Origin of the sequence: Sulfitobacter donghicola DSW-25 = KCTC 12864 = JCM 14565 (genome assembly GCF_000622405.1) — a bacterium.
In the GTDB taxonomy this organism is placed as follows: Bacteria; Pseudomonadota; Alphaproteobacteria; order Rhodobacterales; family Rhodobacteraceae; genus Sulfitobacter; species Sulfitobacter donghicola.
Genome location: NZ_JASF01000005.1, coordinates 126,281 through 151,339, shown reverse-complemented (window position 1 = coordinate 151,339; position 25,059 = coordinate 126,281). Strand labels below are relative to the sequence as shown.

The following is a 25,059-nucleotide window of genomic DNA, read 5'->3' as shown; positions in this document are numbered from 1 at the left end:
GTTCTTCAGAGGCGCCCAAGCAGTCAGGCTGCCACGGGATTTGAGCAAGGAGAAGCTTAGGTGTTTGATTTTCTAAAGCGCGCAACGGTGGACGTTGCAGAGGCAAAGGCGTCATCAACGGGGCGGGTCGTTGCGATGCAAACAGGTGGGCGTGTGGCATGGAGCCCGCGTGATACTGTTTCGCTCACGCGCACGGGTTTTGCCGGCAATCCGGTTGGTTTCCGCTCTGTCAAGCTGATCGCCGAGGCTGCCGCTGCTTTGCCGCTGGTTCTGCAGACTGCGGAGCAGCGTTTTGAAACCCATCCTTTGTTGACGTTGATGAGCCGTCCGAACGGGGCGCAGGGCCGTGCCGAGCTGTTGGAAGCGCTATATGGGCAATTGTTACTGTCTGGTGATGGTTATTTGGAAGCTGTCGGCGGTGATGCTGGTGTGCCGATGGAGTTGCATGTGTTGCGCTCTGACAGAATGTCGGTTGTGCCAGGGGCGGACGGGTGGCCGATTGCTTATGAATATGCGGTTGGCGGGCGTAAGCATCGTTTTGACGCAACGCAGGGGGCGCCGATCTGTCATGTGCGCAATTTCCACCCTCAGGATGATCATTACGGGTTCAGCCCGATGCAAGCGGCTGCCACGGCTGTTGATGTGCACAACTCGGCTTCGCGGTGGTCAAAGGCGTTGCTGGATAATGCGGCGCGTCCTTCTGGCGCGATCATTTACAAGGGCGCTGACGGGCAGGGCGCCATGAGCACCGATCAATACGAGCGTTTGGTCAGTGAAATGGAAAGCCATCATCAAGGGGCGCGCAATGCGGGGCGTCCGATGTTGCTGGAAGGGGGGCTGGATTGGAAGCCGATGGGCTTTTCCCCCTCGGACATGGAATTCCAAAAGACCAAGGAGGCTGCTGCGCGAGAGATTGCTTTGGCCTTTGGGGTGCCTCCGATGTTGATCGGCATTCAAGGCGACGCGACTTATGCCAATTACCAAGAGGCGCATCGTGCGTTTTATCGCCTGACGGTTCTGCCGCTTGCTACGCGGGTCACGGCAGTGCTGGGGCAATGGTTGTCAGGGTTCACGGGCGAAAAGATCGATTTGAAGCCCGATCTGGATCAGGTGCCAGCGTTGAGCGCTGAGCGTGATGCGCAGTGGTCGCGGATTGCGGGGGCAGATTTTCTTACAGAAGCGGAAAAGCGTTCTTTGCTAGGCCTGCCTGCGGTGGTTGCGGATGAGTGAGCACCCGGTTGAACGCTTTCAATGTGCGCCAGGAATGCGGTTGCAAGCACATGAGCGGGTCAGCGCGATTCATTTTGAAAACCTCGCAAAGCGGTTGGACCGGATCGAGCTGATGATGGAGCGGTTGGAGCGGCGGTTGTGGCTCACGGTTTACGGGGTGGTCGCGGTGATCCTCGCGCAAGCGGTGCAATCGTTTCTGGTGGTGGGGCCTGCGGGCTGAACGGGTAAACAGGAGAAAACCATGAAGAGCAGTGGAAATACCTTCGCGCAGGTCGCGGAGAACGGGGAAGGTTTGGCCAATCTTGAGCGCAAGTTCATGCAATTTGACGATGTCGCCAAGGTAGATGGCGGCGTTGAGATCAAAGGTTATGCCAGCTTTTTCGGGGACGTCGATCAGGGCAATGACATTGTCGAAAAGGGTGCCTATGCAACCAGTTTGAGCGCGCTAAAGGCGGCCAATCGCGGTGTGAAAATGTTGTGGCAGCACGATCCCGCCCAACCGATCGGTGTTTGGGATGACGTGCGCGAAGACGCGCGGGGCCTGTTTGTAAAGGGTCGCATTTTGCAATCGGTTGAGAAGGGACGCGAGGCCATCGCGTTGATCGAAGCGGGGGCGATCGACGGGCTGTCCATCGGGTATCGCACTGTAAAATCCACAAAGAATACCAAGGGCCAGCGGCTCTTGCAGGAACTGGAGCTTTGGGAGGTGTCGCTGGTGACCTTTCCGATGCTGCCCAGTGCGCGGGTAGGGGCAAAGGCGGATGATTTCGTTCGCATTGGTGATGTCCTGCGTGAGATGGCGGAGGTTTTCGATACGGCGTGCGCCGCGATCAACCCTTTGCAACAGCAACCATAACGGGGGAATGCGAGATGAGCAGAACCGAACAAGATGCCAAAGGGGTTTCCCCTGCGGAGGACGTGCGACGTGCCGTGATGGGTTTCGTAACACAATTCAAGGGCTTCCAAGCCGAAATTGAGACCAAACTTCAACAAACAGAAGAGCGAATGACAATGTTGGACCAAAAGACAATGACAGCCGTACGTACTCCATTGGCGGGTGCCACGGATGCAGGTGCGCCCCATCAAAAGGCGTTTAATGCCTATGTGCGTTCAGGCGATGACGATGGCTTGCGTGGCCTTGAGCTGGACGGCAAAGCGATGTCTACGGCTGTGAATTCAGACGGTGGTTATCTGGTTGATCCACAAACCTCCGAGACGGTGAAATCGGTATTGAACACCACGGCTTCCATCCGCGCGATTGCATCCGTGGTGAATGTAGAGGCCTCGTCTTATGACGTTTTGGTGGATCATTCGGATGTGGGGGCTGGCTGGGCGACCGAAGCGTCGAACATCGGTGAAACAGACACACCGCAGATTGATCGCATTACGGTACAATTGCACGAGCTGAGCGCACTGCCAAAGGCGTCACAGCGTCTGCTGGATGATGCTGCCTTTGATATTGAAGGTTGGCTTGCTGGCCGCATCGCTGACAAATTCGCACGTGCCGAAGCGGGTGCGTTTGTGAATGGTGACGGTATCGACAAGCCAAAGGGCTTTCTTGCGCATGCATCTGTCGACAATGACGTTTGGGCGTGGGGTAATCTGGGCTATGTGCCAACGGGTATCGCAGGCGAAGTGACTGCGGATGCGATTGTTGATGTGGTTTATGCGCTGGGTGCGCAGTACCGCGCAAATGCTTCCTTTGTCATGAACTCTAAAACCGCTGGCCTTGTACGCAAGTTGAAGGACATGGACGGCCGTTTCTTGTGGTCTGACGGTCTGGCAGCGGGCGAGCCTGCGCGCCTGATGGGTTACCCTGTGCTGATCGCTGAAGATATGCCAGATGCGGCGGCAGACGAGATGGCTATTGCCTTTGGCGACTTCGCTGCAGGTTACACCATCGCCGAGCGCCCTGACCTTCGCATTTTGCGTGATCCGTTCAGCGCCAAGCCTCACGTCCTGTTCTATGCAACCAAGCGTGTTGGCGGCGATGTCAGCGACTTTGCTGCGATCAAGCTGTTGAAATTCGGCACCTCCTAAGGCGGAGAGCTGAATCCAGAGCGGGTGATCCTGCTCTGGTACGGGCGTGCGCCCTGAATACCCCTCCGCATTGTCTAGCTGCTCCCCTCTGACCGAGCAATGCGGAGATGCGGCGTGCGCCCGGTCTGGGGAGTTAGCCAGCAGGGGAGGAATGAATGGCCAGTTTTAGAGAGGCTTTTGGATGTTGATCGAAGAGACAAATGTGCCGGATGCGGCCCTGCCGGTTGCGGCGTTCAAAGCGCATATGCGTTTGGGCACCGGATTTGGCGAAGATACGTTGCAGGATGTCGTCCTAGGCAGTTTCTTGCGGGCGGCGATGGCAGCGATAGAAGCGCGCACGGGCAAAGTGCTGATGGAGCGTGAGTTCACCTTGGTGTCTTCGTTGCAAGAGCAGCAGTCGGCACTGGTGCTTAGTGTGGCACCTGTTACGGCGATTGTTAGCCTACAGCGTATCTCGCGTAGCGGGGCGGCTGAGGTCATCAGCTCGGATGCTTATTGGTTGGACCGTGAAGGCGGCGTACCGCGCCTGCGGCCTACGGGAACATGTTTGCCGCTGCCGGAAACCGGCGGTGAGTTGCGGGTGCAGTTTCTAGCAGGTTTCGGCCCTGAGTGGGACGATATCCCCGCTGATATGCAGCAGGCTGTGTTGATGCTGGCCGCCCATTACTACGAGTACCGACATGACACAGCGTTGAGTGATGGGTGCATGCCCTTTGGCGTGACTTCTTTGATTGAGCGTTTCCGTACCCTTCGCATGGGCCGTAGCGGGGCGGCGATATGAGTGTGCCGCATCTGAATAGGCAGCTTGTTCTGGAGGCCCCAAACACGCTGAGCGATGGGGCGGGTGGCCTGATCAATGGGTGGGTGCCTGTCGGCGTTCTCTGGGGCGAGGTGAGCATGCGCAGCGGGAGTGAAACGGCGCGCAATGGTGCCCGGGTCAGTCAGACGGGTTTTCGGATCACAGTTCGCGCAGCACCCGTGGGGAGTGCCCAACGACCACAATCACACCAACGGTTTCGTGAAGGAGACCGGATTTTCACCATTGAAGCAGTTTTCGAGGCCGACACAACGGGCCGGTATCTGACCTGCTTTGCACAAGAGGAGAAGGTTGTATGAGCTATGCGATTTCGGCCGCACTACAGGAGGCAATTTTTGGCGCATTGACTGCGGATGCTGCGCTGGGTGCTTTGGTTGGTGACGGGATTTATGACGCGCTACCAGTGGGCAGTCTGCCTGATTTGTATGTTTTGCTGGGGTCCGAGACGGTGCGCGAAGCATCCGACGGCAGCGGCGCTGGGGCGGTTCATTTCATCAATATATCGGTGGTGACAACGAATGCGGGCTTTAGCAGTGCAAAAATTGCTGCGGCCGCTGTGAGTGACGCGTTGCATGAGGCGCAGATGCCTCTGACGCGCGGCTCTCTTATTTCGCTGCGCTTTGAGCGGGCGACAGCGAAACGGGTGGATGCGGCGAGCGCCCGCCAAATCGATCTTAGGTTCCGCGCACGTGTGCAGGACGACTAATTCTTAACGCCGCAAGGCAATCATCAGGAGTACAGGACATGGCTGTTCAAGCAGGTAAAGACCTTTTGGTCAAAGTGGATATGAGCACGGACGGGAATTTCGAAACGATTGCGGGGCTACGTGCGACCCGTGTCAGTTTTAACGCAGAGACGGTGGATGTCACGACATTGGACAGCGAAGGCGGCTGGCGTGAATTGCTTGCCGGGGCGGGGGTCCGTTCGGCTGCGATTAGCGGTTCGGGGGTTTTCCGCGACGAGGCAACGGACGAGCGCGCGCGTCAACTGTTGTTTGATGGTCTGACGCCGAATTTTCAGGTGGTCATCCCTGAGTTTGGTGTTGTTGAGGGGCCGTTTCAGGTGACCTCGTTAGAATATGCGGGCCAGTTGAATGGTGAAGCGACCTATGAGCTGTCTCTCGCATCAGCGGGTCAGTTGCAGTTCGTTCCTTACGTAGATCCGATTGAATGATCATGGAAAATCGGTGGAGGGGAGAAGTGGTGCTGGTCGTGAATGGTCAGCACCACGTTATGAAGCTGACGCTAGGGGCCTTGGCGGAGTTGGAAGACGAGCTGGTTGAGGAGTCGCTGATGACTTTGGTCCAGAGGTTTGAAGGGGGCGGTTTCAAGACGCGCGATGTCTTGGCATTGCTGTCGGCTGGGATGCGAGGTGGAGGCGTTCAAATGGACGCTGACACACTCGCACAGGCTGACATTGATGGCGGCCCCATGCGGGCCGCACAAGCGGCGGCTGAATTGCTGGCCCGTGCATTCGTGGTGGCACCTTGAGTGAGGGGTTTGATTGGCCTGCGTTGATGCGTGGGGGGCTACACGGATTGGGTCTGACCCCTGATGTGTTTTGGTCGCTGACACCTGCTGAACTGCGCCTGATGTTGGGCAGCGAAACCAGCAAAGCTCCGATGTTGAGCGCTGGCCTTGAGGCGCTGATGGCGGCCTATCCTGATATTAAGAAGGACAAAAATGATGAGTGATGACGAAAGTTTCGAAGATCTGACAACAGATGCCTCTGAGTTAAACCAAACATTAGGTCAGACAAGCGTTCTGGTCTCTGGTTTTGACAGCGAGTTGCGCCGGATGAGCACATCACTGGCGGCAACTGGCAAGGATGTTGCCACCCTTGAAAAAGGGTTGAGCCGAGGTTTGAGGCAGGCATTTGATGGTGTTGTGTTCGACGGTATGAAGCTGTCTGACGCCCTGAGCACGGTTGCGCAGTCTTTGTCCAACAGTGCCTATAACGCCGCGATCAAACCTGTGACTGAACATTTTGGCGGGCTGCTTTCGCAAGGTGTCACCGGGTTGGTCGAAGGGATTTTACCTTTTGCCAATGGAGCGCCATTTAGCTCGGGGCGGGTGATGCCATTTGCGGATGGCGGCGTCATCTCTCAGGCGACCCATTTTGGCATGCGCGGTGGCATGGGGGTGATGGGGGAAGCAGGCCCCGAAGCGATCATGCCCTTGGCGCGCGGCGCCGATGGCAAGCTGGGGGTGCGCGCCGGAGGTGGCGGTGGGGGCAACAACGTTGTTGTGAACATCTCAACCCCGGATGTTGCTGGATTCCAAAGATCGCGCGGCCAGATCGCCGCACAGATGAGCCGAGCGTTAAGTGCTGGCCAAAGAAATCAATAAGAGGAGAGTTTGGCCATGAATTTTCACGAGGTGCAATTCCCTGCGAGTCTCAGTTTTGGCGCCCTTGGCGGGCCTCAGCGACGTGTTGACGTTGTCACGCTGGCAAATGGTTACGAAGAACGCAACACCCCCTGGGCGCATTCGCGGCGCGTATATGATGCGGGTTTAGGGCTGCGCTCATTGGACGACATTGAAACGGTTATCGCGTTTTATGAAGCGCGTTATGGTCAGATGTATGGTTTTCGGTGGAAGGATTGGTCCGACTATAAATCGGCAATTCCTTCTGCGGCGATCTCGCGAGAAGACCAGCTGATCGCGACGGGCGATGGTGAGACCTTTTCCTTCCAGCTCATCAAGACGTACCGCTCTGGCGGGCATAGCTATGCACGCCCGATTAAAAAGCCAGTGCGCGGCACGGTGCAGATTGCGGTTGAACAAGACGACAAGCAGGAGAACATCGATTACAGCGTCGATGAAACCACAGGGGTGGTGACGTTTTTCCACCCGCCAGATCCCGATACACGTGTTTATGCGGGGTACGAATTTGACGTGCCTGTGCGTTTTGACAGCGACAGCTTGCTGACAAACATGGCCAACTTTAACGCTGGCCAAGTTCCTGACATTCCTGTTCGAGAGGTGCGCGTGTGATGGCTGATTTCAATGAAGAACTTGCCGCGCATTTAGAGGGTGGTTTGACAACTGTATGCCATGCTTGGGCGATAACACGCAAAGATGGCGAAGTGTTTGCCTTTACGGATCATGATATGCCGCTGAGCTTTGCAGGGCTTGAGTTTCGGGCGGACACGGGGCTGAGTGCTTTGGCGTTGGCACAATCTACGGGGTTATCGGTTGATAACTCTGAGGCGTTGGGTGCGTTATCGGATGTTTCATTGCGCGAAGACGAGATTGAGCAGGGGCGATTTGACGGCGCTGAGGTCCGCGCGTGGAAGGTCAATTGGGCTGATCCATCCCAACACTGGTTGAATTTTCGTGGCCATCTGGGTGAGTTGATCCGCGCGGATGGTGGCTTTCGCGCCGAGCTGCGCGGCCTAACCGAAGAGCTGAACCGTCCTTTGGGGCGTGTGTATCAAAAACCATGTTCAGCAGTGCTGGGTGATGGGACGTGCCGCTTTAATCTGGCGCAGGATAGCTACTCTCAAACCTTACCTGTTCAGACGGTTGAAGGGGGGCGGCGTTTTGCGTGGCAGGACTTTTTATCCTTTGATGCGGATTGGTTCACACGGGGGCGGTTGGAAATTCTGGATGGTCCTGCCCAAGGGTTGTGGGGGACGATTAAATCTGACCGGATTGAAGATAACGTAAGGATCATTGAACTGTGGGAGCCAATCCGCGGCGACGTGGCGACAGGTACGCAGCTGCGTTTGGTGGCGGGTTGTGACAAGCGGTCCGAGACTTGCCGCCTGAAGTTTAACAACTTTATCAATTTTCAAGGGTTTCCGGATTTGCCGGGTGAAGACTGGGTCGTTTCGGTGCCAAGCAGCACAAATGTAAACGATGGCGGGTCGTTACGATGACAGGGCAAGATATTGTTGCGGTCGCGCGCGAATGGATCGGAACCCCCTATATTCATCAAACTGCGATAAAAGGGGCCGGTTGTGATTGTCTTGGGCTGATCCGTGGCGTGTGGCGAGAGGTCTATGGAAGCGAACCAGAAGCCGTTCCGGCCTATTCAATGGACTGGTCCGAACCGCAGGGAGAAGAGCGCTTATGGAAAGCCGCTCTGCGCCACCTCAAGCCAAAAGAAAAGACAGAGCTAGAAACGGGTGATGTCTTGCTTTTTCGTATGCGCCACGGCGCAGTCGCCAAACACCTAGGTGTGCTTTCGCAGACAGGTGAAACAAAGCGATTTATCCATGCTTATTCCCGCCAAGGGGTTGTCGAAAGCGCGTTAAGTGCGCCGTGGCAGCGCCGAGTTGTGGCGTGTTTTGAATTTCCAAAGGAGACAAGCTGATGGCTACGATATTATTTTCAGCAGCAGGGGCGGCCGTTGGGGGCTCTGTTGGGGGGACGTTTGCAGGCCTGTCTTCTGTCGCCATCGGGCGTGCCGTTGGCGCGACTGTGGGGCGTGTGGTTGACCAGAAAATTCTGGGGACAGGCAGTCAGGCTGTCGAGACGGGCAAGGTTGACCGGTTTCGGATTACCAGTGCAGGCGAAGGCGACCCGATAACGCAGCTATACGGGCGGATGCGATTGGGAGGGCAGGTGATCTGGGCTTCGGATTTCGAAGAGGTCAGCGCCACAACTGGGGGCGGAAAGGGTACCAGTTCGACTACAAAAACAACAACGTATAGCTATTCGGTGAACCTTGCGATTGCACTGTGCGAAGGTGAGATAACCCGTGTTGGCCGCATCTGGGCTGACGGAGAAGAGATCGCGCCGGATAGCCTGAACATGACGGTTTACACAGGCAGCGAAGACCAGCAGCCTGACTCGCTGATGGAAGCGATTGAAGGCACTGGATTGGTGCCAGCCTATCGCGGAACGGCTTACGTTGTTCTGGAAGGGTTGGGGCTGGAGCCTTTTGGCAACCGCGTTCCCCAGTTCAGCTTTGAGGTGATGCGCCCTGAGCAACGCGGCGCTGATGGTGCATCTCATGCGTTGAGCTATGGCGTTGAAGGGGTCGCGCTGATCCCTGGCACGGGTGAATATTCTCTTGCTACAACGCCGGTCAGCTATGGCGGAGAAAACGAGGCGCGCTGGAGTGCGAATATCAACTCGCCTTCTGGGAAAACCGATTTTTCGACCTCTCTTGAGGCGTTGGACGAAGAGCTGCCAGAGCTAAAGTCCGCTTCCTTGGTGGTTTCGTGGTTTGGTTCTGATTTACGTGCAAGCGAATGCCTTGTGCAGCCAAAGGTTGAGGACCCGCAGATTGAGGGTGAAGAGATGCCTTGGACGGTTGCTGGCGTGACGCGCAGCACCGCTGAAATCATCGCCCAAGGTGATGACGGGCGCCCGATTTACGGGGGCACCCCTGCGGATAAAGCGGTGGTCGAAGCCATTCAGGCGATGAACGAAGCTGGCAAAGCGGTTATGTTTTATCCGTTTATCCTGATGGATCAGCTTGAGGGGAACAGCCTGCCAAATCCTTACACAGGCGAAGATGGCCAGCCTGAATTGCCTTGGCGTGGACGTATCACGCTGGATGCGGCCCCCGGGCAGGATGGTTCTAGCGATGGAACAGCCGCGGCCGAGAATGAGGTTTCATCCTTTTTCGGCACTGTAACGGCGTCGGATTTTGCAATCGAAGACGGCGAGGTGACCTATACCGGTCCACAGGAATGGAGTTTGTCCCGCTTTATCCTGCATTACGCGGCATTGTGTAAAGCTGCTGGCGGGGTTGATGCGTTTTGCATTGGTTCAGAAATGCGCGGGCTGACGCAGATCCGCTCTGGCCGGAACAGCTTTCCTGCGGTGGAGGCATTCATTTTGCTTGCGGGCGAAGTGCGCAATATCGTTGGGCCAGATACCAAAATCAGCTATGCTGCTGATTGGTCAGAGTATTTTGGCTATCAACCTCAGGACGGCACAGGGGATCGCCTGTTCCATCTTGATCCACTATGGGCGGATGCAAATATCGACTTTATCGGCATCGACAACTACATGCCGCTGTCGGATTGGCGTGAAGGTGTGGATCATCTGGATGCGCAGAATTGGGACGATATTTACAATCTTGATTACCTTCAGGCCAACATTGAAGGTGGTGAAGGGTATGACTGGTATTATGGCTCTGTCGAAGAGCGGGAAGCGCAAATTCGAACCCCGATCACGGATGGCGACCATGATGAGGCGTGGATTTATCGTTACAAAGATATTCGAAACTGGTGGGGTAATCTGCACTACGACCGGATCGACGGAGCGCGCTCAAATGACCCAACTGTATGGTTGGCCGGTCAAAAACCGATTTGGTTTACCGAATATGGCTGCGCTGCGATCGATAAGGGTACGAACCAACCAAATAAATTTCTGGATCTGAAATCTTCCGAAAGTAGTTTGCCGCGCCATTCAGATGGGGCAAGGGACGATCTGATCCAGATGCAATATCTGCGGGCGATGATCGACTATTGGAGCAAGGCCGAGAACAACCCCGATGGGATCGAATACGACGGTCCAATGATCGACATGAGCCGCGCCTTTGCTTGGGCATGGGACGTGCGCCCCTATCCGTTTTTCCCGAACAACCGCGAATTGTGGAGTGATGGGGAAAGCTATGCCAGAGGGCACTGGCTCAATGGGCGGACCTCTTCGCGCAGCCTTGCTTCCGTTGTTGCAGAAATCTGTGCACGTTCTGGCGTATCGTCCTATGATACGACTGGTTTATACGGGTTGGTGCGCGGCTATGGGGTGAGCGAAGTCAGCGATGCGAGATCTTCATTGCAACCGTTGATGGTGCGCTATGGTTTTGATGCAATCGAACGGGATGGCGTATTGAAATTCCAAATGCGGGATGGGCTACGCGAGACATCTTTGGATGCTGAGCGCTTTGCCGTCAGTGAGGATTTGGATGGCATCACCGTCCAAAGCCGCGAAGCGGATGCGACCCTGTCAGGACGTGTCAGGCTGCGCTTTGTCCAAGCCGACGCCAGCTTTGATGTGATCTCGGAAGAGGCGGTTTTACCCGATGAAGAAACCCATGCGGTTTCAGCTTCGGAATTCTCGATGCTGATGACCCGCGCCGAGGGGAGGCAGGTGGCCGAACGCTGGCTGAACGAGGCGCGTATCGCGCGGGATAGTGTGAAATTCGCGCTGCCACCTTCCAAAATGCCGGTACGGGCAGGGGATGTTGTTTCGATCCCCGCTGACCAAGGAGAGGGCGCATCGCTGTATCGTGTGGACCGTGTCGATCAGGCCGAGCATCAACAGGTGGAAGCAATACGCATCGACCCTGAAATCTATGATCAGGCGCCTCTTGCGGATGAATTGGTCACGCTTCGCCGTTTCGTTGCACCTGTACCTGTAACACCGCTGTTCTTGGATCTGCCGCTTCTAACCGGAGACGAGACCCCCTATGCACCTCATATTGCGGCCAGTGCAAACCCTTGGCCGGGGAGTGTGGCGCTATACTCAAGTGCGACAGATCAGAACTATGCGCTTAATACCATACTCCCGCTCCGCTCGACGGTTGGCGTTACGCAAACGGCGCTGTCATGGGCCTGCTCAGGATTGTTTGATCGTGGAGAAGGGCTGCAGGTAAAGCTGGTCAGCGGCCAATTGGAAACCGTGGATGAGCTCGCCTTGCTGAATGGCGCCAATCTGGCGGCGATCGGTGATGGCAGCAGCGGGAATTGGGAGGTGATCCAGTTCCAAAAGGCTGAACTCATTGCGCCTCAGACTTATCTGTTAAGCGATCGATTGCGCGGGCAGGCGGGGTCGGATGGGTTAATGCCGGATGTTTGGCCTATTGGGTCTCAATTCGTTCTGCTGAATTCAGTGCCTCTTCAGATTGAAATGAATCGCAACCAAAGAGGGGTCGAGCAAAACTATCGCATCGGGCCGGCGCTACGGCCGGTAGATGATCCGTCTTATCGCCACTTGCAGCTCGCATTTGAAGGAAATGGTTTGCGGCCCTACGCCCCAGCCCACCTTCGGGCAGTTGAAACGGCGGGGGGGGATATATCTGTTACTTGGTTGCGGCGGACCCGTGTAGATGGCGATAGCTGGGACGTTGTGGACGTGCCCTTGGGGGAAGAGAGCGAAAGCTATCTCTTAAGGGTTGTCAAAGATGGCCAAACCCTCCGTGAGGAACTCCTTGCCTCGCCGAACTTTGAATATCCCGAAGCAAGCCAGTCTTCGGATGGGGCAATCGCACCCTTTCATATCGAAGTTTCTCAGGTCTCAGCGAGTTACGGCGCGGGGTTGCCCAAACGGATCGAGATCCAAGCCGCATGAGGCAAATCGGGTTGCCGGATCTGCTTCATGCTGCACGGGTCATTCAGGCCGCTCCGGTAGAAAATCGAAAAGAGACTGCTCGCCAACTTGTTTGGCGGGCACATGTTGCAGACAAATATGTCAAACGCCTGCGCAAGCTGCATCCCGAATGGGGAGATGGCAGTTTGCGAGGGGCGGCTGTTGCCAGCGGTTGCTTAACGGGCCAACCGTTTAACTCTTTGCATATCCAGCATTGTATCCTGATTTTACTGCAAGTCCTGCGTGACACGGAACACAAGAGTTCACGTAAAACTTAACCCAACGGGTTTGCACTTTTTCAGACAGGGGCTACATAGGAATGGCAGCCGCGTTTAAGGAGCAGCACAGATGGTTAATCCGCACAGCAAAATCACATCTGTTGATCCCGTCTGGGACCAGATCAAACTGGATGCGCAACAGGCCGTTTCGAAAGAGCCGCTTATCGGCGGCTTTGTGCATGCAACGATCCTGCATCATGCGTCGATCGAAAAGGCGCTGTCGTATCGCATTGCCGCAAAGCTGTCGTCGAACGAGATGTCGATGATGGTGGTGCGAGAGGTCGTTGAACAGGCTTATGCGGCGGATAGCTCGCTTGTTGATGCAGCGCGTGCGGATCTTGTCGCGATTTTCGAACGCGACCCCGCCTGCCATCGGTTGTTGCAGCCGATCCTATATTTCAAAGGGTATCAAGCGGTCCAAGCATACCGTGTTGGTCACTACCTGTGGCGCCAAGGGCAAGAGGATCTCGCGTATTTCTTCCAGATGCGTATTTCTGAGATTTTCGGCGTAGATATCCACCCCGGTGCAACAATCGGCAAAGGCATTATGATCGACCACGCCCACTCGATCGTGATCGGTGAAACCGCTATTGTCGGGGATAATGTTTCGATGCTGCATTCCGTCACCTTGGGCGGGACTGGCAAAGAAGAGGAAGACCGCCATCCCAAAATCGGCGACGGTGTTTTGATCGGGGCAGGGGCCAAGGTATTGGGTAACATTAAAATCGGGCATTGCAGCCGCGTGGCGGCCGGCTCGGTTGTGTTGGAAGACGTTCCAGAGTGTAAAACTGTTGCGGGAATCCCAGCAAGAATCGTGGGCGAGGCGGGCTGTGACCAGCCTGCTGTTTCGATGAACCATATGTTGGGCCCATGGGATGAATGAGGCCCCCACTACTGAATAACAAAAAAGGCCGGAGCAATCGCTCCGGCCTTTTTTGTTCCCGAGACTTGCCAGTATTAGGCAAGCATTGTCATGGGCGCTTCGAGGTTGGCTTTGATTGCATTCAACAACTCAGCACCCATGGCCCCATCAATCACACGGTGATCAACGGATAGCGTGACAGACATTACAGTTGCGATTGCTAGTTCGCCATCACTGCCAACCACTGGCTTTTTGGCGCCGGCACCGACGGCTAGGATCGCACCATGTGGCGGATTGATAACTGCATCGAAATTATCAATGCCAAACATCCCGAGGTTCGAGATCGCAAAGCTGCCGCCCTGATATTCATGCGGTGCCAATTTGCGATCACGTGCCCGCGATGCAAGGTCTTTCATCTCTGTGCTCAGCGCAGAAAGGGATTTCATCTCAGCATCTTGCAAAACCGGAGTGAACAATCCACCCTCAATCGCCACAGCAACCGCCACGTCGGAAGGCTTTAGTTTGAAGACCTTATCACCGGCCCAAACCGCATTGGCATCAGGCACTTGTTGCAAGGCAATTGCACAGGCTTTGATGATGAAGTCATTCACCGACAGCTTGATGCCGCGTGGCTCTAGTTGTTTGTTCAACTGCGAGCGGAACGCCAACAGCGCATCCAGCTGAATGTCACGGCGCAGATAGAAATGCGGTACAGTCTGCTTTGCTTCGGTCAGGCGCGCAGCAATGGTTTTGCGCATCCCGTTGAGCGAGATTTCCTCATACTCACGACCTTCATACATCTTGGCGATCGCATCACTGGATTGCCCCGCAGGAGCAGCTGCCGCAGGCGCAGCGGCGGCTGTCGAAGCGACCGGAGCAGATTGCGCCGGTGCTGCCGTTTGCGTCAAACCTTCAACATCGGCTTTTACAATCCGCCCATGTGGGCCAGAGCCCGCGATCTGGGACAGATCCAACCCTTTTTGCCCAGCAATCCGGCGGGCAAGAGGAGAGGCAAAGATGCGCATCCCATCCGCCTTGACCGGCGCAGGGGCTGCAACGGGGGCAGATGCGGCCTCGGGTTGGGCAGGGGCCGCCGCCGCCGCAGGGGCCGCCGCTGCTGGAGCAGCCGTGCCGATATCATCGGCGCTTTCGCCATCTTCCAGCAAAATAGCAATCGGCGCATTTACCTGAACGCCTTCGCTGCCTTCAGGCACAAGGATTTTACCGATGATACCCTCATCCACGGCTTCGAATTCCATCGTCGCCTTGTCGGTTTCGATTTCGCACATGACATCGCCAGAGGAGACTTCATCACCCTCTTTGACCAGCCATTTGGCCAATGTGCCTTCTTCCATTGTAGGGGAAAGGGCGGGCATTAGAATTTCTGTAGGCATTGTGACCGCTCCTTATTTGTACGTGACTTTTTTCACGGCTTCGATCACTTCTTGGGTGGTGATCAGCGCGTGTTTTTCAAGGTTCGCCGCATAGGGCATCGGAACGTCTTTGCCCGTGCAGTTGATGACCGGCGCATCAAGGTAATCAAACGCCTCTTGCATCACAACCGAGCTGATGTAGTTCCCGACCGAACCCTGCGGCCAGCCTTCTTCAACAGTGACCAAACGGTTGGTTTTCATAACCGATTTGATGATTGCAGGCGTGTCCATGGGGCGTAGCGTGCGCAGGTCGATGACCTCGGCCATGATGCCTTCTTCGGCCAGCTTTTCGGCGGCTTCCAACGCATAGGTCATCCCGATGCCAAAGCTGACGATGGTCACATCATCGCCTTCGCGCCAGATGCGCGCCTTGCCAAACGGTACGGTGAAATCATCCATCTCAGGCACGTCAAACGAACGGCCATAAAGGATTTCGTTTTCTAGGAAGATCACAGGGTTTGGATCACGGATCGCGGTTTTCATCAGCCCTTTATAATCCGAAGCCGAGTAAGGCATCGCAACCTTTAGGCCAGGCACTTGCATGTACCACGCAGCATAATCCTGCGAGTGCTGCGCGCCAACACGTGCGGCAGCACCGTTCGGCCCGCGGAACACCATAGGCGCGCCCATCTGACCGCCAGACATATACAATGTCTTGGCCGCAGAGTTGATGATGTGGTCAATCGCCTGCATGGCAAAGTTGAACGTCATAAATTCAACAATCGGGCGCAGCCCGCCAAAGGCAGCACCCGTTGCGATACCGGCAAAACCATGTTCGGTGATCGGCGTATCAATCACCCGTTTGGAGCCGAATTCATCCAGCATCCCTTGGGAAATCTTATAGGCGCCTTGGTATTCGGCCACCTCTTCACCCATCAGGAACACGTCGCCATCGCGGCGCATCTCTTCGGCCATACCGTCCCGCAATGCTTCGCGTACGGTTTGTTTCTTTAGGGTCGTCCCCTCGGGCCAATCTGGCGAGGTGTTGGTCTGGGGCGCTTCAGGGGCGGCGCTGGCTGCGACGGGTGCGGCTTCTGCTACGGGGGCAGGGGCCGCCGCTGCTGGTGCGCTGGAAACCGCGTCAGCTGCCGATGCATCTTCGCCGTCTTCCAGTAACACGGCGATCGCTGCGTTTACCTGAACACCTTCAGTGCCTTCAGCGACAAGGATCTTGCCAATCACACCTTCATCCACGGCTTCGAATTCCATCGTCGCCTTGTCGGTTTCAATCTCGGCCAGAATGTCACCAGAGGCGACCGTGTCGCCTTCTTTGACCAGCCATTTGGCCAATGTGCCTTCTTCCATTGTTGGGCTTAGGGCGGGCATCAAAATTTCAGTTGCCATGGTCTCAAGCCTCCTGCGACGTTTCTGTGGCGTAAATATCGGTCCAAAGTTCGCTCAGGTCCGGCTCGGGGCTTTCTTTTGCGAACTCCGCGCTTTCGTTGACGATGGCCTTGATCTCTTTGTCGATCGCTTTCAGGCTGTCCTCGGTGGCGTGTTTGCCAGTCAGCAGCAACGAGCGGACCGCTTCAATCGGGTCGCGTTCATCGCGCATCTTCTGCACCTCTTCACGGGTGCGGTATTTGGCGGGGTCCGACATCGAGTGCCCACGATAGCGGTATGTCTTGATCTCGAGGATATAGGGGCCTTTGCCCGAACGGCAGTGTTTAACCGCCGTTTCACCCGCCGCCTTAACAGCAAGAACATCCATACCATCAACCGCTTCACCCGGAATGCCAAAGGCAAGACCGCGTTCGTAAATCTCGGCAGAGGAGGTAGAACGCTGCTGCGATGTGCCCATCGCATATTGGTTGTTTTCAATGACAAAAATACAAGGCAGATCCCAAAGAGCCGCCATGTTAAACGCCTCATAAACCTGACCTTGGTTCGCGGCGCCATCACCAAAATAGGTAAAGGTCACGCGCCCGTTGTCTTTGTATTTATCGGCAAAGGCCAAACCAGCCCCCAATGGCACCTGAGCGGCAACAATGCCGTGACCGCCATAAAAATGCTTCTCTTTCGAGAACATGTGCATCGAGCCGCCTTTACCTTTGGAATAACCGCCTTCGCGGCCCGTCAACTCGGCCATCACGCCATTTGCATCCATCCCACAGGCCAACATATGCCCGTGATCGCGATAAGAGGTAATGCGCTTGTCGCCTTCTTCGGCAGCGGCCTCTAGGCCAACAACGACGGCCTCTTGGCCAATGTAGAGGTGACAAAAACCGCCAATCAGGCCCATGCCATATAATTGTCCGGCTTTTTCCTCGAACCGCCGTATCAACAGCATGTCACGGTAATAGGCCTCTAATTCTTCCCCAGACACATTCGCTGGGGCCGTTTTGGCATTTGGCTTTTTGGCAGCCATAAGGCGATCCTCCCGACAGCGCTGCACCGCATCGCTGAAAAATAGTTTAACGTTAAACTACATCTTACAGGATTCGGAGCGCCTTGGCGAGGGGGCAATGTGCAATGCAGCCATGCCCAATGTGGTTAGCTCATTAAACTAAATGTAAACTTTTAATGTTTAAGGGAAAATTCCCATAGCGGGCAGGGCGGGAAACCTTAGCGAATGACGATCTCATCCGCGCGCACCATGCCCAAGACGGATCGCGCTTGTTCGTCCAGCAGATCCAAATCCAGATAATCGTCAGAGAGGCGGTGGGTTAGGTTCTCCATCTGGGCAACCTCTGCGCGCACCTTGGTGAGTTGGTCGCGCATCTGGTTCGCTTCGGCCAGAATTTCGGCACGGCGGAACAGGCCGAAATCACCCTGCACAGCGGCAAACATGAAATACAGGCTCAATGCAAAAGAAATTGCAAAGAAGAATAGCGGGCCGAATGCGGGTTTGCTCATGGAATGACGCCTCAACGGGGTGCTTGTGAAATCTGCCAAATAAACCACCTCTTGTCGGGTGGTTCGCGCAGTATGCCACAGCTGATTCGCAAAGGGAATCCCCTGCGAATCGTCGATTGTCATTTACTCAAACATATGTGGGAAGAATGGCGCAGCTACGCCATCAGCCCCCCAATGCTGCAACACCGGGAAGGGTCTTGCCCTCCATCCATTCCAAAAACGCACCACCCGCCGTTGAGATATAGGTGAAATCATCCGCGGCACCCGCTTGGTTCAGGGCGGCGACGGTATCGCCCCCGCCTGCAACGGAAATGAGCGTACCCTGACGGGTGTGATCTGCTGCGGCTTTTGCGGCTGCAACGGTGGCTGTGTCGAATGGCTCAATCTCGAACGCGCCCATAGGGCCGTTCCAAATCAATGTCTTAAGGCCGGCGAATGCGATTTCCACCTGTGACACGGTTTCAGGCCCTGCATCCAGAACCATCTGATCATCGCCCAGAACCGTATCAGGGCCAAGCAGGGCAACTTCATGTTCTGCCCCTGCTTTGAACTCACGTGCAACCAAACCATCAACAGGCAATAGAACACGGCAGCCTGCTTTTGCGGCTTGGGCCATGATGTCACGGGCTGTGTCAAAGTAATCAGGCTCGCTCAGCGATGCGCCCATTTTCGCGCCTTGTGCGGCCAGAAACGTATTGGCCATGCCGCCACCAATCACCAATAGATCAAGGCGGTTCACTAGGTTTTCCAGCAAGGCAATCTTGGTCGAAACCTTGGCGCCGCCCACCACTGCGCCCACGGGGCGCTCGGGTTTGGACAATGCGGCCTCCAGCGCCGATAGCTCGGCCTGCATCAGGCGACCGGCACAAGAGGGCAGGTGGCGCGCCACCCCTTCGGTCGAGGCATGCGCACGGTGCGCAGCCGAGAATGCGTCGTTACAATAGATGTCACCCAGTTTTGCCAGGCGGGCGGCAAACTCGGGGTCATTTGCTTCTTCACCAGGGTGAAAGCGGATGTTCTCGATCAGAACCACTTCGGCAACGGCGGCCTCGGCAGTCAGGCTTTCGGCAGCGTCCAGAGTTTCAACCAAAGCAACCGTCCGCATCAGCGCTTTTTCAAGCGCAGGCAGCACCTGACGCAGGCTCATGTCTAGGTTTACCTTGCCCTTGGGGCGGCCAAAATGGGCCAGCAGGATCGGGGTGCCCCCCTTTGCCAGAATGTCGTGAACCGTAGGTACAATCCGTTCGATCCGCGTCGCATCGGTGACCTTGCCGTTTTCCACAGGCACGTTGATATCCACGCGCACCAATACGCGTTTGCCGTGTAGATCCATGTCGTCCAGTGATTTCCAGCCCATACCATGTCGTCCTTCGTGTCTGCGTTCAAAGTCATCTGTTGTTTTGCCGTTATCTTGCCTAGGGTCAATGCATCGCCTTGGCAATTCTGGTGATCAGGCTTAGGTACTCTGTATAAATATGAAGGAGAACGGCATGGCCGAGATCAAAGACCCAGAAAACACCATCTTGATGGAGCTGAAAGACGGCACCGTTACAATCCAGCTTTTGCCAGACGTCGCCCCCCAGCACGTTGAGCGCATGAAGACACTGGCCCGTGCTGGCGCATATGACAATGTTGCCTTCCACCGTGTGATCGACGGCTTTATGGCCCAGACTGGCGATGTACAGCACGCCAACATGGAAAAAGACTATAACCCACGTGCCGCAGGCACCGGCGGTTCCGAGCACCCAGACGTGCCCGCAGAATTCTCCAAGGTGCCACACGCGCGCGGCTCGCTTGGCGCGGCACGCTCCGCGAACCCGAACTCGGCCAACAGCCAGTTCTTCATCAACTTCAAAGACAATGATTTCCTGAACGGTCAGTACACTGTTTACGGTCAGGTTATCTCGGGGATGGAGCATGTTGACGCGATCGTTAAGGGCGAGCCACCTGCCAACCCTGACCGCATGATCAGCGTGAAAGTTGCCGCAGATGCGTAAGCTGTTGTCTGGCGCCATTCTGGCGACCCTCGCTGCCGGATCGGCCATGGCTTCTGGTCTGCAAATCGAAATTGCAGGTCAGGCCAATGGCACCGTATCCATTGATCTGCTCGAAGATGTGGCCCCTCAGCATGTTGAACGCATCACGGCCCTTGCCGCGAGCGGCCAATATGATGGCGTCGTGTTCCACCGCGTGATCGACGGCTTTATGGCGCAAACAGGCGACGTAGAGCATGGCCGCAAAGGCGGCGACATGCGCCGCGCAGGTACAGGCGGCTCTGACATGCCCGACCTTCCAGCCGAATTTTCAGACGTACCGTTTGAAAAAGGCGTGGTCGGCATGGCACGGGCGCAAAACCCGAACTCGGCCAATAGCCAGTTCTTTATCATGTTTGACGCAGCACCTTTCCTGAACGGTCAATACACGGTTGTTGGCCGTGTGACGGCTGGGCAAGACGTGGTTGACGCGATCAAGCTGGGAACAGGCGGCAACGGTGCTGTTGTTGGCGAGCCCGACATGATGAAAACGGTCACCGTCACAGAGTAAGCAAAGCCAAGTCTTTGACTTTGAAAAAAGAAAAGGCGCCTCATGTGGGGCGCCTTTTTTTGTCCTAGGCTGTGAAGGTTAAAAGCCAGTCGTGGAAAAGGGCAATTTGCTTTTGCTTTTTCGGATCAGATTGCGAGACCAGATAGAAATTATTTTGGGTCTGGATGGATTGCTTGAACGGTTCAACCAATGTGCCGCGCTGAATGTGGCTTTCTGAAAACATCCTGTTCACAATGGCCACGCCGCGCCCGCTTGCGATGCTCTCAAGGGCCAGCAGGGATGAATCCACCGGCATCCAAGGGGCGGGAACAGGGCCATCCACCCCCAAGGCCTGAAACATCAACGGCCAATCGCTTTCGATCCCGATGATGGGCACCGTGTCGGCGTCTTTCAGCGCGTTTGGGTCGCGTTGGAAACGGGTCGCCTCCTTGGGGCTACAGACCAGCGATGCTTGGCCTTGACCAAGGGGCCAGATGTTTTCCTCGGGCCAGTCACCGTTTCCATAGCGAATATCCACATCAATAGTCGCGTCATTCATGCGGTCCGACCAAACGGTGGTGGATAGAATAATGTCGATTTCGGGGTGGAGCGCGCGAAACCCATGCAACTGCGGCGCAAGAACCATAACGCCAAAGGAAATGGACGCCCGCACCCGCAGCGTGGTTTTGGATTTGGGTTGAAACAACCCCTCGGTCGCCGTTTGCAGCCCCTGAAACGATGCGCGAACAGGCTGGGCATAGGCCTGTCCGATGTCGGTCAGCTCAACCCCCTTGGGCAGGCGCCTGAATAACTTCATCTCTAGCGTTTCTTCCAGCAGCTTGATCTGCTGGCTTACAGCGGCAGGCGTCAGGTTCAGCTCCTCTGCCGCCGCCGCAAAAGAGCTGTGGCGTGCTGCGGCCTCAAAGCTTCGCAGCCAAGTGACATGTGGTATCTGTCTCATCGCGCAACTCCTATTGAGCAGGGGGCTAAGATGCCCAAACATCTTTTGTGCATAAGTCTGGGATGCACAACCAAAATCACCCCTAAGGCGAAAAACTGATTGTTTGATCAACTCGGCCAAAGCCCTTCAACTGTTCGTCCAAACAAATGTGGATGCGACCAATGGAGAATTCCGAATTCGATTATGTGATCGTTGGGGCTGGGTCTGCTGGATGTGTCATGGCCAATCGCCTTTCAGCCAGTGGGAAATTCACGGTTCTTTTGCTGGAAAGCGGTGGCAGCGACGCGCGGTTTTGGGTCAAAGTCCCTTTGGGCTATGGGATTAACGTTTCTAACCCTGCTGTGAATTGGGGGTATTTTACCGCCCCTGATCCAGGCCTTGCGTGGCGATCCATCTCGTGGCCGCGTGGCAGGATTATTGGCGGTTCAAGTTCGATCAATGCCATGGCCTATGTTCGCGGGCAGGCTGGTGATTTCGATGATTGGGCAGCAGCGGGCGCAACGGGGTGGCATTGGGACAATGTGCGCGCGGTTTATGATCGCATGGAAACCCATTGCGAAATCACCCCAACGGGCCAAACAACCCGAGGCAACGGGCCTGTTTGGGTGTCTGACCTGTCAGATCAAATGTCACCGTTTTCGAAAAACTTCCTAAAAGCCGCAGCCGAGGTGGGCTATAACATCATTCCCGATATGAATGCCCGTGATGGTGACGGGATCAGCTATTACCGCAGCACGGTTCGGGGCGGCCTGCGCTGGTCTTCGGCGGATGCTTTCCTAAGGCCCGCCCAGCGGCGCCCCAACCTTAGCACCCTGCGCAACGCCGAGGTCGCGCATCTGACCTCACTGAACGGCACTGTCACAGGTGTGAGCTTTCTTCACGGGGACAAGCGCAAAAACGTTAAGGCGCGGCGCGAAGTGATCTTATGTGCGGGGGCCGTTAACTCTCCGAAAATATTGCAGCTTTCTGGCTTTGGCCCTGCACAGCTGCTGCGCCAGCATGGCATCCCCGTCGTGCGCGATCTGCCGCACGTCGGGCAGGGGCTTCAGGACCATTTGGCAGTGTCCTATCAATTTCACGCCAAGGAGCCGACGTTGAACAACACGTTGGGGCGGACAATTGGCAAGCTGTTTGCTGGCGCTAGATACCTTTTAACCCGCAAAGGGCCGCTGGCCGTCCCTGTGAACCAAGTTGGCGGTTTTATTCGCTCAAAAGCGGATCACGAAACACCGGACGTACAGCTGTATTGCAATCCCGTTTCCTACAGCCTGTCAGAGACGGGCCAGACCATCGTGGACCAAACCGCGGGGTATCAGCTTTCGGCGCAGCCCTGTCGCCCGACCAGCCGAGGCGCGATCGAAATTGCCTCGGCCAATCCTCTTGAGGCCCCGCGCATCACGCCAAATTCATTATCCACCCCAGAGGATAAGGACACCGCCCTTGCTGCCAGCCAAATCCTGCAGAAACTGGCCAGAACAAAGAGCCTAAGCACGGTAACCAAAGCCGCGAAAGCGCCTGATTTGCTGGCTTTGGATGACGCGGGGCTGTTAGAAGATTTCCGCAACAGAGCCTCAACAGTCTATCACCCGACCTGCACTTGCAGGATGGGGCGGGATGATCAGGATTCAGTATTAGATGCGCGGTTGCGGGTGCACGGCGTGTCGGGCCTGCGCGTTGTTGATGCCTCGGCGTTTCCGAATGTGACTTCAGGCAATACAAATGCCCCAACGATGATGTTGGCCATGCGGGCTGCCGATCTCATTCTGGAGGATGCAGGATAATGGGCTGACACCCCTTTCGGCTTTGACACAACAAAAAACGCCGCAAGCGGGGCTTGCGGCGTTTCAAATCTAGTATGGCAGCTGCGCTTAGGACGCTGGGTTTGCCTTTTGGGCAGGTGCTGCTGCAGGTTTAGCGTTTGGGTTCAGTGGATCGTCCTGACGCTGAACAGAGCCCTCAAAGTGGGCACCGCTCTCTATAGCGATTGTTTTGTGGATGATGTCACCTTCAACGCGTGCAGTAGACGTCAGGCGAACCTTCAGGCCACGTACGCGGCCAACAATGCGGCCATTGATGACAACATCATCTGCGATCACTTCGCCTTTGATGGTTGCTGTTTCACCGATGGTCAGCAGATGCGCGCGGATGTCGCCCTCTACAGTCCCTTCAACCTGAATGTCGCCAGTGGTTTTCATGTTGCCTGTGACGTGCAGATCAGCAGACAAAACCGAGGCGGGTGGCTTGGCCTTTGGGGCGCTTGCTTTGAACTCGCTTGGCTTTGGGGCAGGCGCAGCTGGTGCTGCTGACGCTGGCATAGCTGGTGCTGCACCTGTTGCTGGAGTTTCTGTGCCACCAGTGGCTGGATCGTTGATTTTGCTCTTAGAAAACATCGTTTGCTGCCTTGATATAGATCATTGGATTAACAGGTTTGCCACCAACACGCACTTCATAGTGAAGGTGCACGCCGGTTACCCGTCCTGACGCACCCATATCACCAATCCGATCGCCACGCGATACTCTTTGTCCAACCTTCACGCGCATTTTTGACATATGTGCATAGCGGGTTTCGATGCCAAATTCGTGCTGAATCTTCACCAAACGTCCATATCCTGAGCCCCAACCGGCGTGAGTCACAACACCGTCCGCCGTCGCATAGAGAGGCGTGCCCAAACCTGCGGCAAAGTCGACACCGTTGTGCATGCGGCGACCGCCTGTTTTTGGATCACGGCGGAAGCCGAATTTGGAGGTGAATCGGAATGCGTTCTGCACGGGATTCGCAAAAGGTGCCTTGGAGGCGGCAAGGCGGTAAAGATTGAGTCGGTCCATCTGGTTCAACAGACGGTTCGCACGCAGCGTATCAACCGTTGGCTGATCGCCCCGTGTGGTAAAGCTAAGCGGCGTGAGCGGGCCACCCTGACCAGAGTAACCGCGACGGACGGTTTCCAGAATGCGGTCGGTGGGCATGCCAGCGGCGCGGAACATACGATCCAGCGGCGCAACCGACACGGTCATCGCTTCTTCGAGCTGGCGGAAGATCGCATCGTTCTGCTCTTGCATAACAGCGATCTGATCGGTCAGCTCTTCGGCTGCAAGCAGGGCATCTTGCGCATCAAGAACAACTTGGTCACGCTCTTTGGCCGTGCGGGCCAAAGCATCGGCCAGAAAATCCATCGGCGCAGTGCTGGCCGCAACCTGAACGGCGCCGCCGTCCTCGGATTGAAGCTGGGCGACCTGTTGGCGCGCGGTTTCGCGGTCCTTCATAGTGTCCCGCAGTGTGGATTGGATCACGTCGATGCCTGTTTCCAGTTCGCGGCGGCGTGTTTCGGATGTCAGCAATTCGGATTGCATGACGGAAATCTGGGTGAGGGCGGCGTTGAACCGCTCTTGCGCGGCTAGGGCCTCTTCGGCGCGTGTGTCGCGTTGTGCGCTTAGGTCGTTCAGGCGGGCCTGATAGGTGCGCTGATCCCGTTTCGCTTGTTCGCGAAAGTTACCAGAGCCGATACTGTCCATCAAAATGACCGCTGTGGCGATAATCGCCCATGCCACCAACAAAGAAGATCCAGCCAAGGCGACCAACTGCGTTGCAGGGCGTAGGCGGATGAAACGGGTGTCATTGTCTGATTTCAAAAAGACGCGTCGTTCTGGAAAATAGTTCTCCAAAAGAGCATTTGTTTTTATCGCGAGCTTTGTGCGCACTTATTTTTCCCTTCAGTCCCTCAGGCTTTGCGTGTCCCTCACAAAGCCTTAACGATATCGCAATAACTTTCACAAAGCCTTGGGGCAACC

28 protein-coding genes are annotated in these 25,059 nt (G+C 55.9%); 20 read left to right on the top strand and 8 right to left on the bottom strand.

Annotated features, from left to right (window positions below; all coding sequences use genetic code 11):
* Positions 1 to 60: 60 nt before the first annotated feature.
* The 17 genes from Z948_RS0101650 to cysE all read left to right on the top strand — a co-directional run bounded on the left by Z948_RS0101650 (position 61) and on the right by cysE (position 13,521).
* Positions 61 to 1,230 (top strand): phage portal protein, encoded by a 1,170-nt coding sequence (locus tag Z948_RS0101650; RefSeq protein WP_025057838.1) that lies wholly within the window; start codon positions 61 to 63, stop codon positions 1,228 to 1,230.
* The gene (locus Z948_RS0101645) at positions 1,223 to 1,450 is read left to right on the top strand and encodes a GTA head formation protein, RCAP_rcc01685 family (RefSeq protein ID WP_025057837.1); all 228 of its coding nucleotides are present in this window, start codon (positions 1,223 to 1,225) and stop codon (positions 1,448 to 1,450) included. Before Z948_RS0101650 ends, Z948_RS0101645 begins: the two co-directional genes overlap by 8 nt.
* Positions 1,451 to 1,471: 21 nt before the next feature.
* Entirely contained in the window at positions 1,472 to 2,086 is a 615-nt protein-coding gene (locus Z948_RS0101640) for an HK97 family phage prohead protease (protein WP_025057836.1), read from the top strand.
* Between the two features lie 14 nt (positions 2,087 to 2,100).
* Positions 2,101 to 3,270 carry a phage major capsid protein gene (locus tag Z948_RS0101635; RefSeq protein ID WP_025057835.1) on the top strand — a complete coding sequence of 390 codons (1,170 nt, stop codon included), beginning with the start codon at positions 2,101 to 2,103 and terminating at the stop codon, positions 3,268 to 3,270.
* 181 nt (positions 3,271 to 3,451) lie between these two features.
* The gene (locus Z948_RS0101630; RefSeq protein WP_025057834.1) at positions 3,452 to 4,051 is read left to right on the top strand and encodes a head-tail connector protein; all 600 of its coding nucleotides are present in this window, start codon (positions 3,452 to 3,454) and stop codon (positions 4,049 to 4,051) included.
* On the top strand, positions 4,048 to 4,386 hold the full coding sequence (locus tag Z948_RS0101625; RefSeq protein WP_025057833.1) for a phage head closure protein: 339 nt from the start codon (positions 4,048 to 4,050) through the stop codon (positions 4,384 to 4,386). The genes Z948_RS0101630 and Z948_RS0101625 overlap by 4 nt, the downstream gene beginning before the upstream one ends.
* Entirely contained in the window at positions 4,383 to 4,793 is a 411-nt protein-coding gene (locus tag Z948_RS0101620) for a DUF3168 domain-containing protein (protein ID WP_025057832.1), read from the top strand. The genes Z948_RS0101625 and Z948_RS0101620 overlap by 4 nt, the downstream gene beginning before the upstream one ends.
* Positions 4,794 to 4,831: 38 nt before the next feature.
* Complete coding sequence (locus Z948_RS0101615; protein ID WP_025057831.1) at positions 4,832 to 5,260, top strand: phage major tail protein, TP901-1 family; 429 nt, start codon at positions 4,832 to 4,834, stop codon at positions 5,258 to 5,260.
* Between the two features lie 2 nt (positions 5,261 to 5,262).
* A complete protein-coding gene (locus Z948_RS0101610; protein ID WP_025057830.1) occupies positions 5,263 to 5,577 on the top strand; it encodes a gene transfer agent family protein in 315 nt (104 codons plus the stop codon).
* The gene (locus tag Z948_RS18680) at positions 5,574 to 5,780 is read left to right on the top strand and encodes a rcc01693 family protein (RefSeq protein WP_025057829.1); all 207 of its coding nucleotides are present in this window, start codon (positions 5,574 to 5,576) and stop codon (positions 5,778 to 5,780) included. The genes Z948_RS0101610 and Z948_RS18680 overlap by 4 nt, the downstream gene beginning before the upstream one ends.
* Positions 5,773 to 6,435 (top strand): phage tail tape measure protein, encoded by a 663-nt coding sequence (locus tag Z948_RS0101600; protein ID WP_025057828.1) that lies wholly within the window; start codon positions 5,773 to 5,775, stop codon positions 6,433 to 6,435. The genes Z948_RS18680 and Z948_RS0101600 overlap by 8 nt, the downstream gene beginning before the upstream one ends.
* Positions 6,436 to 6,450: 15 nt before the next feature.
* Positions 6,451 to 7,083, top strand: a complete 633-nt coding sequence (locus tag Z948_RS0101595) for a DUF2460 domain-containing protein (RefSeq protein ID WP_025057827.1) — start codon at positions 6,451 to 6,453, stop codon at positions 7,081 to 7,083.
* Positions 7,083 to 7,970 (top strand): DUF2163 domain-containing protein, encoded by an 888-nt coding sequence (locus Z948_RS0101590; RefSeq protein ID WP_025057826.1) that lies wholly within the window; start codon positions 7,083 to 7,085, stop codon positions 7,968 to 7,970. The genes Z948_RS0101595 and Z948_RS0101590 overlap by 1 nt, the downstream gene beginning before the upstream one ends.
* Positions 7,967 to 8,407, top strand: coding sequence for an NlpC/P60 family protein (locus Z948_RS0101585; protein ID WP_025057825.1), 441 nt, complete (start codon positions 7,967 to 7,969; stop codon positions 8,405 to 8,407). The genes Z948_RS0101590 and Z948_RS0101585 overlap by 4 nt, the downstream gene beginning before the upstream one ends.
* Positions 8,407 to 12,342 carry a baseplate multidomain protein megatron gene (locus tag Z948_RS0101580; protein ID WP_025057824.1) on the top strand — a complete coding sequence of 1,312 codons (3,936 nt, stop codon included), beginning with the start codon at positions 8,407 to 8,409 and terminating at the stop codon, positions 12,340 to 12,342. Before Z948_RS0101585 ends, Z948_RS0101580 begins: the two co-directional genes overlap by 1 nt.
* A gap of 11 nt (positions 12,343 to 12,353) precedes the next feature.
* A complete protein-coding gene (locus Z948_RS0101575; RefSeq protein ID WP_156023494.1) occupies positions 12,354 to 12,638 on the top strand; it encodes a DUF7742 family protein in 285 nt (94 codons plus the stop codon).
* Between the two features lie 70 nt (positions 12,639 to 12,708).
* A complete protein-coding gene (gene cysE, locus Z948_RS0101570; RefSeq protein WP_025057822.1) occupies positions 12,709 to 13,521 on the top strand; it encodes a serine O-acetyltransferase in 813 nt (270 codons plus the stop codon).
* 74 nt (positions 13,522 to 13,595) lie between these two features.
* Here cysE and Z948_RS0101565 read toward each other — a convergent pair whose 3' ends face one another.
* The 5 genes from Z948_RS0101565 to Z948_RS0101545 all read right to left on the bottom strand — a co-directional run bounded on the left by Z948_RS0101565 (position 13,596) and on the right by Z948_RS0101545 (position 19,146).
* On the bottom strand, positions 13,596 to 14,894 hold the full coding sequence (locus Z948_RS0101565; protein WP_025057821.1) for a pyruvate dehydrogenase complex dihydrolipoamide acetyltransferase: 1,299 nt from the start codon (positions 14,892 to 14,894) through the stop codon (positions 13,596 to 13,598).
* 12 nt (positions 14,895 to 14,906) lie between these two features.
* Positions 14,907 to 16,277: a pyruvate dehydrogenase complex E1 component subunit beta gene (locus Z948_RS0101560; protein ID WP_025057820.1), complete on the bottom strand. Its 1,371-nt coding sequence runs from the start codon at positions 16,275 to 16,277 to the stop codon at positions 14,907 to 14,909.
* A 4-nt stretch (positions 16,278 to 16,281) separates the two neighbouring features.
* Complete coding sequence (pdhA, locus tag Z948_RS0101555) at positions 16,282 to 17,301, bottom strand: pyruvate dehydrogenase (acetyl-transferring) E1 component subunit alpha (protein ID WP_025057819.1); 1,020 nt, start codon at positions 17,299 to 17,301, stop codon at positions 16,282 to 16,284.
* A gap of 197 nt (positions 17,302 to 17,498) precedes the next feature.
* The gene (locus tag Z948_RS0101550; protein ID WP_037951865.1) at positions 17,499 to 17,789 is read right to left on the bottom strand and encodes an FtsB family cell division protein; all 291 of its coding nucleotides are present in this window, start codon (positions 17,787 to 17,789) and stop codon (positions 17,499 to 17,501) included.
* A 163-nt stretch (positions 17,790 to 17,952) separates the two neighbouring features.
* Positions 17,953 to 19,146, bottom strand: coding sequence for a phosphoglycerate kinase (locus Z948_RS0101545; RefSeq protein ID WP_025057817.1), 1,194 nt, complete (start codon positions 19,144 to 19,146; stop codon positions 17,953 to 17,955).
* Between the two features lie 133 nt (positions 19,147 to 19,279).
* On the opposite strand from Z948_RS0101545, the gene Z948_RS0101540 reads away from it, so the two are divergent.
* Positions 19,280 to 19,786 (top strand): peptidylprolyl isomerase, encoded by a 507-nt coding sequence (locus Z948_RS0101540; RefSeq protein WP_025057816.1) that lies wholly within the window; start codon positions 19,280 to 19,282, stop codon positions 19,784 to 19,786.
* Positions 19,779 to 20,333, top strand: a complete 555-nt coding sequence (locus Z948_RS0101535; RefSeq protein WP_025057815.1) for a peptidylprolyl isomerase — start codon at positions 19,779 to 19,781, stop codon at positions 20,331 to 20,333. Before Z948_RS0101540 ends, Z948_RS0101535 begins: the two co-directional genes overlap by 8 nt.
* 64 nt (positions 20,334 to 20,397) lie before the next feature.
* On the opposite strand, the gene Z948_RS0101530 is transcribed toward Z948_RS0101535, so the two are convergent.
* The gene (locus Z948_RS0101530) at positions 20,398 to 21,273 is read right to left on the bottom strand and encodes a LysR substrate-binding domain-containing protein (RefSeq protein ID WP_025057814.1); all 876 of its coding nucleotides are present in this window, start codon (positions 21,271 to 21,273) and stop codon (positions 20,398 to 20,400) included.
* Positions 21,274 to 21,434: 161 nt separating this feature from the next.
* Here Z948_RS0101530 and Z948_RS0101525 point away from each other — a divergent pair, with 161 nt between their 5' ends.
* Positions 21,435 to 23,054, top strand: a complete 1,620-nt coding sequence (locus Z948_RS0101525) for a GMC family oxidoreductase (protein WP_025057813.1) — start codon at positions 21,435 to 21,437, stop codon at positions 23,052 to 23,054.
* An 87-nt stretch (positions 23,055 to 23,141) separates the two neighbouring features.
* Here Z948_RS0101525 and Z948_RS0101520 read toward each other — a convergent pair whose 3' ends face one another.
* Positions 23,142 to 23,663 carry a bactofilin family protein gene (locus Z948_RS0101520; RefSeq protein ID WP_025057812.1) on the bottom strand — a complete coding sequence of 174 codons (522 nt, stop codon included), beginning with the start codon at positions 23,661 to 23,663 and terminating at the stop codon, positions 23,142 to 23,144.
* Complete coding sequence (locus Z948_RS0101515; RefSeq protein ID WP_025057811.1) at positions 23,653 to 24,969, bottom strand: M23 family metallopeptidase; 1,317 nt, start codon at positions 24,967 to 24,969, stop codon at positions 23,653 to 23,655. The genes Z948_RS0101520 and Z948_RS0101515 overlap by 11 nt, the downstream gene beginning before the upstream one ends.
* Positions 24,970 to 25,059 lie beyond the last annotated feature (90 nt).